Origin of the sequence: Cryptosporangium minutisporangium, assembly GCF_039536245.1 — a bacterium.
GTDB classification, from domain to species: Bacteria; Actinomycetota; Actinomycetes; order Mycobacteriales; family Cryptosporangiaceae; genus Cryptosporangium; species Cryptosporangium minutisporangium.
This window is the reverse complement of record NZ_BAAAYN010000026.1, coordinates 26173-38468: the sequence shown is the minus strand read 5'-3', so window position 1 is coordinate 38468 and position 12296 is coordinate 26173. Positions and strand designations below refer to the sequence as shown.

General features: G+C 70.7%; 9 protein-coding genes. 7 read left to right on the top strand and 2 right to left on the bottom strand.

The genetic code is table 11. The features are described 5' to 3' along the window. Positions 1-30: 30 nt before the first annotated feature. Genes ABEB28_RS20720 through ABEB28_RS20700 form a run of 5 tightly spaced genes read left to right on the top strand, consistent with a single transcriptional unit; the run spans position 31 to position 6668 of the window. Positions 31-939, top strand: coding sequence for an ABC transporter substrate-binding protein (locus ABEB28_RS20720; protein ID WP_345729814.1), 909 nt, complete (start codon positions 31-33; stop codon positions 937-939). Positions 940-946: 7 nt separating this feature from the next. Beyond that, entirely contained in the window at positions 947-1957 is a 1011-nt protein-coding gene (locus ABEB28_RS20715; protein ID WP_376981129.1) for an amino acid ABC transporter permease, read from the top strand. Continuing rightward, on the top strand, positions 1954-2736 hold the full coding sequence (locus ABEB28_RS20710; protein ID WP_345729813.1) for an amino acid ABC transporter ATP-binding protein: 783 nt from the start codon (positions 1954-1956) through the stop codon (positions 2734-2736). Before ABEB28_RS20715 ends, ABEB28_RS20710 begins: the two co-directional genes overlap by 4 nt. Before the next feature lie 32 nt (positions 2737-2768). Continuing rightward, the gene (locus ABEB28_RS20705) at positions 2769-5168 is read left to right on the top strand and encodes an ABC transporter substrate-binding protein (RefSeq protein ID WP_345729812.1); all 2400 of its coding nucleotides are present in this window, start codon (positions 2769-2771) and stop codon (positions 5166-5168) included. 45 nt (positions 5169-5213) lie between these two features. Continuing rightward, positions 5214-6668, top strand: a complete 1455-nt coding sequence (locus tag ABEB28_RS20700; protein WP_345729811.1) for a cytochrome P450 — start codon at positions 5214-5216, stop codon at positions 6666-6668. On the opposite strand, the gene ABEB28_RS20695 is transcribed toward ABEB28_RS20700, so the two are convergent. Next, the gene (locus ABEB28_RS20695; protein WP_345729810.1) at positions 6652-7131 is read right to left on the bottom strand and encodes a hotdog fold thioesterase; all 480 of its coding nucleotides are present in this window, start codon (positions 7129-7131) and stop codon (positions 6652-6654) included. The two genes, ABEB28_RS20700 and ABEB28_RS20695, sit on opposite strands and share 17 nt — an antisense overlap. Positions 7132-7265: 134 nt before the next feature. Here ABEB28_RS20695 and polA point away from each other — a divergent pair, with 134 nt between their 5' ends. Then, positions 7266-9974 (top strand): DNA polymerase I, encoded by a 2709-nt coding sequence (gene polA / locus ABEB28_RS20690; RefSeq protein ID WP_376981125.1) that lies wholly within the window; start codon positions 7266-7268, stop codon positions 9972-9974. A gap of 200 nt (positions 9975-10174) precedes the next feature. Here the strand turns inward: polA and ABEB28_RS20685 are convergent, their stop codons facing one another. Next, positions 10175-10669 carry a YflT domain-containing protein gene (locus ABEB28_RS20685; protein WP_345729808.1) on the bottom strand — a complete coding sequence of 165 codons (495 nt, stop codon included), beginning with the start codon at positions 10667-10669 and terminating at the stop codon, positions 10175-10177. A 162-nt stretch (positions 10670-10831) separates the two neighbouring features. Here ABEB28_RS20685 and ABEB28_RS20680 point away from each other — a divergent pair, with 162 nt between their 5' ends. Next, on the top strand, positions 10832-12274 hold the full coding sequence (locus tag ABEB28_RS20680) for a hypothetical protein (protein WP_345729807.1): 1443 nt from the start codon (positions 10832-10834) through the stop codon (positions 12272-12274). The last annotated feature ends 22 nt before the right edge of the window (positions 12275-12296 follow it).

Sequence of the window (12296 nt, the reverse complement as noted above, 5' to 3'; positions counted from 1 at the left end):
GCGGCAGTTCCCCTCCGGGAGGTAACACCAATGCGCTCGCTCCCCGTCGGTCGTGGCCGTCGAATGTTCGCCACCGTCGCCGTGCTCGCCGCCGTCGCGGCCGGTCTAGCCGGCTGTGGTGACGACCCCAGTGACACGGCTGAATCCTCGCCGGCACCGACCGCCTCGGCGGACACGGACCTGGCCGCGAAGGTGCCGGACGCGATCAAGGCGGACGGCAAGATCCTGGTCGGAACGGACTCGTCGTACGCACCCAGTGAGTTCCTCGCCGAGGACGGCAAGACGATCCAGGGCTTCGACGTCGACCTGTTCACCGCGGTCGCCCAGAAGCTCGGTCTGAAGGCGGAGTTCCAGACCGCCGACTTCGACGCGATCATCCCCGGCATCGGCTCGGGCAAGTACGAGATCGGTGTCTCGTCGTTCACGATCAACGACGAGCGCAAGCAGGCCGCCGACATGATCAGCTACTTCAACGCCGGGACCCAGTGGGCGACCAAGAAGGGCAACCCGGAGAAGCTCACGATCGACAACGCCTGCGGCAAGAAGATCGCGGTGCAGCAGGGCACCGTCCAGGTCGACGACATCACCGCCCGGTCGAAGAAGTGCACCGACGCGGGCAAGCCGGCGATCTCGATCAACCAGTACGAAGGCCAGGACGAGGCCACCGCGGCCGTCGTGTCCGGTAAGAACGCCGCGACCCTCGCCGACTCCCCGGTCGCCGCGTACGCGGTCGAGCAGACCAACGGCCAGCTGGAGCTGCTCGGCGACATCTACGAGGCGGCGCCGTACGGCTTCGTGGTCAAGAAGGGCCAGGACGAGTTCAGCCAGGCGCTGGCGGACGCCGTCAAGGCGCTGATCGCCGACGGTAGCTACAAGACGATCCTGGAGAAGTGGGGCGTCGAGGCCGGCGCGATCACCGACCCGGCTGTCAACCCCTGATCCGGCCGTGACGTCCCCGAAGGAGAGCTCCTCGGCGGACGACACCTCGGCGGGCGCCACGACGGCGTCCGCCGAGCGGGTCCGTCCGGAGCCGATCAAGGCGGTACCCGTCCGGCATCCCGGACGCTGGGTCGCGGTCGCGGTGATCGTGGTGCTGGCCGCGATGTTCGTCAACATGTTGCTGACGAACCCGGCATTCAACTGGTCTTTCATGTTCGACCACATGTTCCGGGACCCGATCCTCGAGGGTGCCTGGACGTCGATCAAGATGACCGTCCTCGCGATGATCGTCGGTGTCGGGCTCGGCATCGTGGCCGCGGTGATGCGCCTCTCGGCGAACCCGGTGCTCTCCACGGTGGCGTGGCTCTACACCTGGTTCTTCCGCGCGATTCCCCGGTTCGTGCTGCTGATCCTCTGCGGCAACCTCGGCATCCTGTACGCGCAGTTCGAGATCGGGCTGCCGTTCGACCGGCAGATCGGGGACCTGCTCGGCATCGACCTGAACGGCCGGATCTTCGGTGTCGACGCCAACGACTTCCTCACCGCCTTCGTCGCCGGCCTGATCGGGCTGGCGCTCTCCGAGGGTGCCTACATGGCCGAGATCGTGCGGGCGGGCATCCAGTCCGTCGACCCGGGCCAGGCGGAGGCCGCGCAGGCTCTGGGCATGTCCCGGGGGCGCGCCATGCGGCGGATCGTCCTGCCGCAAGCGATGCGAGTGATCGTTCCGCCGACCGGCAACGAGACGATCGCGATGTTGAAGGACACCTCGCTGCTGGCGGCCATCCCGTTGGCTGAGTTGTTCTTCCAGCTCCGAGCGGTGGGAACCCGGACGTTCCAGGTGTTCCCGATGCTCGTCTCCGCCTGTCTCTGGTACCTCGCGCTGTCCAGCGTGCTGATGATCGGTCAGTACTTCCTCGAGCGTTACTTCGGCCGCGGATTCGGTACGGCAACCCGGACCCGGGTGCGGACGATGGGGATCAACGCCAGCCAGAGCAAAGGGAGTGCGGCGGCCGGATGAGCACTGACACCGCAACCAAGACCCCGATGGTCCTGGCGGACAACGTCCACAAGTCGTTCGGCCACTTGGAAGTGCTCAAGGGGATCGACCTGCGGGTCGACCCCGGTGAGGTGATGTGCATCCTCGGCCCGTCCGGCTCCGGCAAGTCGACGTTCCTCCGCTGCATCAACCATCTGGAGAAGATCAGCGCGGGCAAGCTCTGGGTCGACGGCGCACTGGTGGGTTACCAGGAGCGCGGCGGCAAACTTCACGAGCTGTCCGAGAAGCGCATCGCGGCGCAGCGACGCGACATCGGCATGGTGTTCCAGCGCTTCAACCTGTTCCCGCACAAGACCGTCCTCGCCAACGTGATCGAAGCGCCGGTGCAGGTGAAGCGGGAGAAGAAGTCGGAGGCACGGGAACGGGCCAGGACGCTGCTCGACCGGGTCGGGCTCGCCGACAAGATGGACAATTACCCGAGCCAGCTCTCCGGTGGCCAGCAGCAGCGGGTGGCGATCGCCCGGGCGCTGGCGATGCGTCCGAAGCTCATGCTGTTCGACGAGCCGACCTCCGCGCTCGACCCCGAACTGGTCGGCGAGGTGCTCGACGTCATGCGTGGGCTGGCCCAGGACGGCATGACGATGGTCGTCGTCACCCACGAGATCGGGTTCGCCCGCGAGGTGGGCGACAGCCTGGTGTTCATGGACGACGGGGTGGTCGTCGAGGCCGGCCCGCCGCGCGACGTCATCAACAGTCCGCAGCACGCGCGCACCAAGGCGTTCCTCTCGAAGGTGCTGTAAGGGGCGATCGGGCACACCGTTAACCTGCCGGGGTGGCACCCGCGGGTTATGCGCTCGGCATCGATTTCGGAACTTCGAACACGGTGGCGGTCCTGCGCCACCCCGATGGCCGGGTGGAGTCCCTGCTGTTCGACGGATCGCCGCTGCTGGCGTCCGCGGTGTTCGCCGACCCGGACGGCCCGCTGCTGACCGGCCGGGACGCGCTGCACTCGGCGCGGACCCGGCCGGAGTGTCTGGAACCGAACCCGAAGCGCCGGATCGACGACGGCACGGTGCTGCTCGGCACCCGGGAGATCCCGGTCGCGGAGCTGCTCGCCGCGGTGCTGAGTCGGGTCGTCGCGGAGGCCGTGCGCGTTGCCGGCCGGGTGCCCGCGGACGTCGTCCTCACCCACCCGGTGTCGTGGGGACCGCGCCGGCTGGACCTGCTGCACCGCGCGGTGATCACCGCAGGGCTGGGTGAGCCCGCACTCGTGCCGGAGCCGGTCGCCGCCGCCCAGGGCTTCCTCACGCTGCCCGACGTCCGGCTCGCGACGGGGGAGACCGCGGTCGTCTACGACCTCGGGGGTGGCACGTTCGACGCGAGCGTCGTCCGCCGGACCGACAGTGGGTTCGAGGTGCTGGCCGCCGAGGGACTCTCCGATCTGGGCGGGCTCGACATCGACGCGGCGATCTTCGCCCACCTCGGTGCGGCGTTCCGTAGCCGGGACCGGATCGCGTGGGGCCGATTGGAGTCGCCGGTCACCGCGGGCGACCGGCGGGCCTCCCGGCTGCTGTGGGACGACATCCGCACCGCCAAGGAGATGCTCTCCCGGTCGTCGACGGCGGATCTGCACGTGCCCCTGCTCGGCGACGAGTTGCCGCTCGGTCGCGAGCAGCTCGACGACCTGGCTCGGCCACTGCTCGACCAGACGGTGGACGCTACCCGGGCGGCACTCCGGGCCGCCCGGGTCACCGAGATCGCCGGGCTGTTCCTGGTGGGCGGATCGAGCCGGATCCCGCTGGCGTCGACGCTGCTGTTCCGGCGTCTCGGGGTCGCGCCGACCGTCGTGGAGAGCCCGGAACTCGTCGTCGCCCGCGGGGCCCTGCTCGCCGCGGCCGAGCCGTCCGCACCGCCCGCGCACTCGGCGGCCGCGTCTCCGACGTCGCCGCCGTCGGAGACCGGCGTACCGGAGCCGCGGACCCGCACCGGTCACCGGCGGTGGTGGGCGGTCGCCGCCGTAGTGGCGGCGCTCGCGGTCGTGGCCGGTGCCGTTCTGACGAACCGGACCGACGAGTCCGAGTCGGTCGACGCGGCCGGAACGACGGCCCCCTCGGAGAGCACCCCCACCGCGGCCGCGCAGGCGGCGCCCGGCCGATCGCCGTCCGGGACCCCGGCCGGCGCCTCGCCGACGGCCGGCCCGGCGTGCGGTCGGAAACTGGCTGTTCTCGGCCCGAAAACCGGCGCCGCCTACGCCCGTGGCGTCCCGCTCTTCAACGGCGCCGAGCTCGCCGTCAACGCCTACAACGCCGAGCACCCGGAGTGCCCGGTGACGCTGGCCGAGTTCGACTCGCAGGGGAACCGCGACCTGGCCGCGAAGGAGGCGGGGAAGATCATCGCCGACCCGTCGATCGTCGGTCTGATCGGACCGGCGTACTCCGCCGAGGCGGTGGGCGCCGGCTCGATGTTCGAGAAGGCGGGCCTTCCGCTGGTGAGCTCCTCGGCGACCTCCTCGACGCTCTCGAGGAGAGGGTGGCGAACGTTCCACCGGGTTCTCGGCGAGGACACCCAGCAGGTAGCGCCGACCGCCCGGTACCTCGCCGCCGAAGGGCTGACGCGGATCCATCTGGTCCAGGAGAACTCCGAGTACGGCAACGTGATGGCGAACGCGATGCGCGCCGAGCTGGGGAAAGCGGTGATCGGCACCGGCACCGTCAAGGGCGGCCAGACCGACTTCGCCGCGGTGACCAAGGCGATCCTCGCGGCGAAGGCTCAGGCGGTGTACTACGCGGGCTACTCCGTCGAGGCCGGCCTGCTGCGCAAGAAGCTCACCGAGGCCGGAGGTAGCGCGATTCCGTTGGTGGGCAGCGGGGCGATGCTGGCCGACACCTTTCCTCGCGCCGCCGGGACCAGCGGGACCGGAACGGTCGTCACCTGCGGCTGCCTGCCGGTGTCCGAGCTGCCGAAGAGCGTCCGCTCGGCGTACGTGGAGGCGTTCGCTGCCGAACCCGAGCCCTACACCGCCGAGGCGTACGACGCCGCGAACGTACTGCTCGCCGCCGTGGGCGCCGGCCGCTCCACGCGCGCCGACGTCCTGGCGTTCGTGGACGCCTACTCCGATCAGGGCCTGACCAAGCCGCTCTCGTTCGACGCCCGCGGCGAGGTGGAGAGCGACATCGTCTGGGCGTACCGGATGGACGGCGGGAAGTTCGTTCCACTGCGCCGGCTCGACTGAGCTCGAAGCGCGCCAGTCCGCAATGGTACCGTCTGGTACCGACACGTGCGGGAGGCGACCATGGTGACCAGCGTCGAGATGCCCACCGGCCGGACCCGGTCGGGCACCAGCGTCCGGATCGGGCCGGTGATCGAGCAGCGCGAGCGGCGTCGCGCCACCACCCGGAACGGGTTATCGCTCCCGCCCGGGCCGGGGTTCTCGCTCGACCGGCTGGCCGGGTTCCGCCGGGAGCAGCTGCCGTGGATGATGCGCGCGACCGCCCGGCGCTGGCCGGGCGTCGCGTACCTCGGGGTACTCGGACGCCACCTGTACCTGGTCTCCGATCCGGAGTTGGTCCGCCAGGTGCTGGTGACCGACGGCCGGAAGGTCGACAAGGGCGAGGCGCTACGCGCCGCGAACATCGTGCTCGGCGAGGGCCTGATCACCGCGCGGCGGCAGCTCCACCTGCCGCGGCGTCGGCTGGTGAACCCGGCGTTCGCGCACGCACGGATGGCGGGGTACTCCACCGGCATGGTGGACGCCGCCCGCGCGGCCGACGCGCGCTGGCGGGACGGCGAACACGTCGACCTGGCGCGGGAGATGTCCCGGCTCACGCTCGACATCATCGGCCGCACGGTGCTGGGGTCCGATCTGGACGCTCAGTGGCAGCACGTCGGCAAGGAGCTGACGCTCGCGCTGCGCGGCTGGGAAGCGATGATGGTGCCGGGCGGCGCCTGGTACCTCAAGCTGCCGCTGGAAGCGCCGCAGCGGTTCTGGGCAGCGGCCGACAACCTGCACGCGGTCGTCCGGCGCATCCTGGCCGTGGACACCGGCGGGGAGAGCGTCGTCGACGAGATGCGCCGGGCTCGCGACAACGGTGCGGCGCTGGACGACGCCGCGCTGCACGACGAGACGATGAACCTGCTGCTCGCCGGGCACGAGACCACGGCCCTGGCGCTCACCTGGGCGTTCTGGCTGCTCTCGAAGCACCCGGGAGAGGCCGCCGCGCTCCGGGAGTCGCTCGCGGACGCGCTCGGCGACCGCGACGCGGGCTACGGCGACCTGCGCGAACTCCACCGGGCCTACGCGGTCGTCGCCGAGACCCTGCGGCTGTTCCCGCCGGCGTGGATCCTGGAGCGGGAGGCCGAGCAGGACCTCACGCTGGGTGAGTGGGTCGCGCCTGCCGGGTCGACGGTGCTGGCCTCGCAGTTCGTTCTGCACCGCGACCCGCGGTTCTGGCCGGAGCCGGACGCGTTCCGGCCCGAGCGGTGGCTCGACGCCGACGGTCGGTTCAGCGAGGAGAACCCCGGGGTGCCGCGCGGTGTCTGGTACCCGTTCGGTGCGGGCACCCGCATCTGCATCGGTGAGTCGTTCGCGTGGACCGAGGCCGTGCTGGCACTCGCCGTCCTCGCGCGTCGCTGGGAGATCCAGGTGGACCCGGGACACCGGATGGCGCTGCACGCGGCGATCACGCTGCGGCCGGCCCGCGGCCTCCCGGGAGTCCTCAGGCTTTCGGACTGACGTACTGGCAGGTGAGCCGAGCGGTGCAGACCCGGCGGCCGGTCTCGTCGGTGATGTCGATCGCGTACGTCGCGGTGGTGCGGCCCTGGTGCAGCGGAGTGCAGACGCCGGTGACGACGCCGGAGCGCGCCGACCGGTGGTGGGTGGCGTTCAGGTCGACGCCGACCGGCACCCGACCGTCGGGGGCGTTCAGACTCGCGGCGTAGGAGCCGAGCGACTCGGCGAGTACCGCCGAGGCGCCCCCGTGCAGCAGGCCGAACGGCTGGCGGTTGCCCTCCACCGGCATCGTCGCGACCAGCCGCTCCGGCCGAGCCTCGACCATCCGGATACCGAGCTTCGTGGCGAGCTCGCCGGCGTGGGTGTTGAGGCTCTCCACGACCGCGGCCTGCTGGGCCGGATCGGCGAGATCCGGGCGGGGCCGGGTCGGGTCGAGTGGCGCGGCGGCCTGCTGGGTGTCGGACACGGGTACTCCCTTCCGACCGGCGGTGGACCGGCCGCGGTCCGACGATAACCGTCCGGAATTCGGCGGGTGGGGGTGGGATCGGTGCGCCACGACGACAGCCCCGTGTGCCGGGCGATTGAGTGCCGGGCGGGGAAATGTCGGGGGTCACGACTAGGCTCGGGGCCGTGAGCCAGACCGCCTCCCGCCTGCTCCTACTCGACGGCCACTCGCTGGCGTACCGCGCGTTCTTCGCGCTGCCGGTGGAGAACTTCTCCACGACCACCGGCCAGCCGACGAACGCGGTGTACGGCTTCACGTCGATGCTGATCAACGTGTTGCGCGACGAGAAGCCGACGCACCTCGCCGTCGCGTTCGACGTCTCGCGCACGTCGTTCCGCACCGAGGCCTACGCCGAGTACAAGGCGGGCCGGTCGGAGACACCGTCGGACTTCAAGGGTCAGGTCAGCCTGATCCAGGAGATCCTCGACGCGCTCCAGATCCCCTTCCTCAGCGTGGAGGGGTACGAGGCCGACGACATCCTCGCGACGCTGGCCACCGAGGCCAACGCCGCCGGGGCCGACGTGCTCATCTGCACCGGCGACCGCGACGCCTTCCAACTGGTCAACGACCAGACGACGGTGCTCTACCCGCGCAAGGGCGTCTCCGACCTGGCCCGGATCGACCCGGCCGAGGTCGTCGCCCGCTACGGCGTGCCGCCGACGCTCTACCGGCACCTGGCCGCGCTGGTCGGTGAGTCGAGCGACAACCTGCCCGGCGTCCCGAAGGTCGGGCCGAAGACGGCCGCGAAGTGGCTCACCCAGTACGGCTCGCTGGACGGCCTCGTCGAGCACGTCGACGAGGTCAAGGGCATGGCGGGGGAGAACCTGCGCACCCACCTCGCCGACGTGCTGCGCAACTACCAGATCAACGCGCTGCTGACCGATCTGGAGCTGCCGCTGCGCCTTCCCGACCTGGAGCGTCGCTCGTGGGACCGGGAGAAGGTGCACCAGGTCTTCGACACACTGCAGTTCCGGGTGTTGCGTGACCGGCTCTACGCGACGCTGGAAGCCGCGGAGCCCGAGGCCGACTCGACGATCGAGGTGGCCGGCGAAGTACTCGGCCCGGACGCGGTCGCGCCCTGGCTGGCATCGCACGCACCGGCCGGCGTCCGTACCGGGGTCGCGTTCGAGGGCTCGTGGGCGCGGGGCACCGGGGAGATCCGGGCGATCGGTATCGCGGGCGCCGACGGTGCCGCGGCCTGGTTCGACCCGACGCAGCTGACCGCCGCCGACGAGGTCGCGGTCGCCGCCTGGCTCGCCGACGAAGCGCGGCCCAAGGTGGTGCACGACGTCAAGGGGCCGCTGCTGGCGGTGTCCGCCCGCGGTTGGACGCTGAACGGCGTCACCGCCGATACCGCGCTGATCGCGTATCTGGTCAAGCCCGACAACCGCACGTACGACCTGACCGATCTCACGCTGCGCTACCTCCGCCGCGAGCTGCGGGCCGAGGGGCCGAGCGATGGGCAGCTCTCGCTCGACGGCCTGGACGAGGGCTCGGCGAAGAACCACCTGATGGAGCGGGCCCAGGCCACTCGTGAGCTGGCCGACGCGCTCGAGGCCGAGCTGGGGCAGCGCGGCGGCACCGCCCTGCTCACCGGCGTCGAGCTGCCGCTGGTGAAGGTGCTGGCCGAGATGGAGCGGGTGGGCATCGCCGCGGACACCACGCACCTGGCCGACCTGGAAGCCCACTTCGCGGCCGAGGTCAAGGCCGCCGCTCAGGCCGCGTACGGCGTCGTCGGGCGCGAGTTCAACCTCGGGTCGCCGAAGCAGCTGCAGGTGATCCTGTTCGACGAGCTCGGCTTGCCGAAGACGAAGCGGATCAAGACCGGGTACACCACCGACGCCGATTCGCTGCAGTGGCTCTACGCCCAGACCGAGCACCCGCTGCTGGAGCACCTGCTGCGCCACCGCGACGTGGCGAAGCTGAAGACCACCGTGGACGGTCTGCTGAAGACGGTGGCGGACGACGGCCGGATCCACACCACGTACAACCAGACGATCGCGGCCACCGGGCGGCTCTCGTCCACCGATCCCAACCTGCAGAACATCCCGGTGCGCACCGAGGAGGGGCGGCGGATCCGGCGGGCGTTCATCGTGGGAGAGGGGTACGAGACCCTGCTCACGGCCGACTACAGCCAGATCGAGATGCGGATCATGTCGCACCTCTCGGCCGATCCGACGCTGATCGAGGCGTTCACGTCCGGGCACGACTTCCACGCGGCGACCGCGGCGAGCGTGTTCGGCGTCGAGCCGACCGCGGTCAGCGGCGAGCAGCGCAGCAAGATCAAGGCGATGAACTACGGGCTGGCGTACGGGCTGTCCGCCTACGGGCTCTCCCAGCAGCTCGGCATCACGACCGAAGAGGCCCGCGCGCTGATGACCGACTACTTCGAGCAGTTCGGCGGCGTGCGCGACTACCTGTCCGAAGTGGTCGCCCGGGCGCGGCAAGAGGGTTACACCGAGACCATGATGGGGCGGCGGCGGTACCTGCCCGACCTGACCAGCGACAACCGCCAGCGGCGCGAGATGGCCGAGCGGATGGCGCTCAACGCACCGATCCAGGGATCGGCGGCCGACATCATCAAGGTGGCGATGCTCGCGGTCGACCGGCGGCTCCGCGAGGAGGGGCTGCGGTCGCGGCTGCTGCTGCAGGTGCACGACGAGTTGGTGTTCGAGACCGCGGCGGGTGAGCGGGAGACGCTGGAGACGCTGGTGCGCGACGCGATGGGCGCGGCGTTCCCCCTCGACCTGCCGCTCGACGTGTCGGTGGGTTCCGGCCGAACCTGGGACGACGCCGCCCACTAGTGGGCGGCCCGTCCAGGACGACGCTGACAGACGAGCGGGCCTCCTTGTGACGGCCCACCTGATGTCACGGCGTCGGCCCGCTCGACTGCCAGCGCCGCCCTGGACGGGCTCCAGGTTCAAGCAACGGCAACGCGCCTAGCGCCGCAGCCCGCATCCCTAGCGCGTCGCGGAGAGCGCGGTGGCTACCCGCGGAAGCGGCGTCAGCGCAGGCCTTCCAGCAGGCGGCTGGCTTCGCTGTGGCGGGCGCTGGAGACCAGGACGTCGTAGCGGCCGGCCGCTAGGGAACTGCGGGACGCGAAGTCCCGCTGGCCTCCGGTGAGCGAGTGCGCCACCAAGCCGAAGATCGCGCCCCAGATCGCGCCGATCAACACGGCCGTCAGGATCAGCGCGATCCATCCGCCGAAGCTGTTGTCGGTGAAGATGCCGAGCAGCAGCCCGAAGAACAGCCCGAACCACGCACCGGACCCGGCGCCGGCCGCGGCGGCTTTGCCGAACGTCATCCGGCCGATCACCTGCTCCACGAGGCGGAGATCGGTGCCGATGATCGCGGTGTGCTCCACCGGGAACTTCTGGTCGGAGAGGTAGTCGACCGCACGCTGTGCGGAGAGGTAGTCGCCGTAGCTGGCGAGCAGCGTCCGGTCGATGTCGTTCGCGCTCGCGGGCGTGCCGGCCGACGGTCCGACGGGGATGGTCATTGCGTACTCCCGGACAGGACGGGCAGACGCGGCGGACACCGCGCCTCGCGCCCCACATACCCCGCCCCCGGCGAGGGAATCGTGTGTTACCCCTCTGTGATGCCGGACGAGCCACCTCGGTACCGGCGGCACGAGAAGGAACGTCATGCCACACTCACCGCCATGTCCTTACTCGCGCGTAAAGCAGCCAGCCGACCGCTGCCGCGCATCATCGCGCTCAGCTGTGTGATCACGCTGATTCTGGCGGTGTCCGGATGCACCGCCGCCGGCGACGAGGACCCGACGGCTCCCCGGTCGTTCCGTGACTGCGAGGAGATCGCCTGCAGCGGCGAGATCGAGGGCGTCCGGTACCAGATCCGGTTACCGCAGGTCTGGAACGGGACGCTGCTGCTCTACTCCCACGAGTTCCGCTCGGCCGACCCGTTCCCGCCCGCGTTCGCGGAGCCGCGGACCGACGCGCCGGTGGCCGGCGACAACGGCGCGGCGAACCGGCTGCTGGAGGCCGGCTACGCGCTGGCGGGCTCGTCCTGGTCGAAGAACGGGTACGCGATCCGCGAGGGCGTACAGGCCGGGCAGCAGCTCTATGACTTCTTCCGGCGGACGGTCGGCGCCCCCACCCGCACGTACGTCTGGGGCGAGTCGATGGGGGGCGTCGTCACCGAGCTGCTCGCCGAGCGCGAGGACTGGGTCGACGGCGCGCTCCCGATGTGCGCGACGCTCGCCGGCACGAACCCGAACTTCGACCTCGCGCTGGACATCGCGTTCGCGTTCAAGACGTTGCTCTACCCGGAGATGAAGCTGACCGGCTTCACCAGTTACGCCGACGCCAAGGCGACCTGGACGGAGATGCGGAGCCGCGCCACCACGGCACTGTCCAGTGGGCCCGACACGCTCGGGCGCTTGATGCTGGTCAGCGCGTTGGGTAACCAGGTGTGGAAGTCCCGCAAGCACGACGACGCGACGATCGAGTCGCGCATCCAGGCCGGAATGGACATCCTCTTCGAGGTCATGGGCTACGCCACGGTCGTCCGGTACGACCTGGAGCAGCGGGTCGGGGGCAACCCGTCGACCAACGTCACCGCGAAGTACGGGCAGCGCGTCTCGGCGAAGGAGAAGGAGGAGATGAACTTCATCAACCCGGGCGGGCTGCCGGGTCACCTCGCCGAGTTGGAGCAGGCGTCGCGGATCGCCGCCGACCCCGCGGCCCGCAAGGCGGCGGACGCGCTGGGGGACCCGACCGGCAAGCTGCGGGTGCCGACGCTCACCGTGCACACCGGGTACGACGCGACCGCGATCGTCCAGAACGAGACCGTGTTCGGCAACCGGGCACTGCGGACGACCGGCCGCACCGGTGACCTGATGCAGATCTATACGACGCCGCCGCCCAAGTACACCGGCAAGGGAGCGCCGTACGGCGCCGGCCACTGCAACTTCACGACCGACGAACGGGTCGGGGCGGTGAGCAACCTCGACCGTTGGGTGCGCACCGGTACCCGGCCGACGCTGGTCGACCTGGGCATCGCGATGCGCGGCACGTCCAAGGCCACCGGGTTCGACCCGGTGTTCATCCCGGGCCAGTGGCCCGCCGAGCGCGAAGTCCAGTAAGGCCGGCGGTTCCGCGGATTTA

Coding starts and splice junctions, on each gene's coding strand:
- ABEB28_RS20720 (WP_345729814.1), top strand. CDS start 31: ATGCGCTCGCTCCCCGTCGGTCGTGGCCGTCGAATGTTCGCCACCGTC.
- ABEB28_RS20710 (WP_345729813.1), top strand. CDS start 1,954: ATGAGCACTGACACCGCAACCAAGACCCCGATGGTCCTGGCGGACAAC.
- polA (WP_376981125.1), top strand. CDS start 7,266: ATGTCGGGGGTCACGACTAGGCTCGGGGCCGTGAGCCAGACCGCCTCC.
- ABEB28_RS20685 (WP_345729808.1), bottom strand. CDS start 10,669: ATGACCATCCCCGTCGGACCGTCGGCCGGCACGCCCGCGAGCGCGAAC.
- ABEB28_RS20680 (WP_345729807.1), top strand. CDS start 10,832: ATGTCCTTACTCGCGCGTAAAGCAGCCAGCCGACCGCTGCCGCGCATC.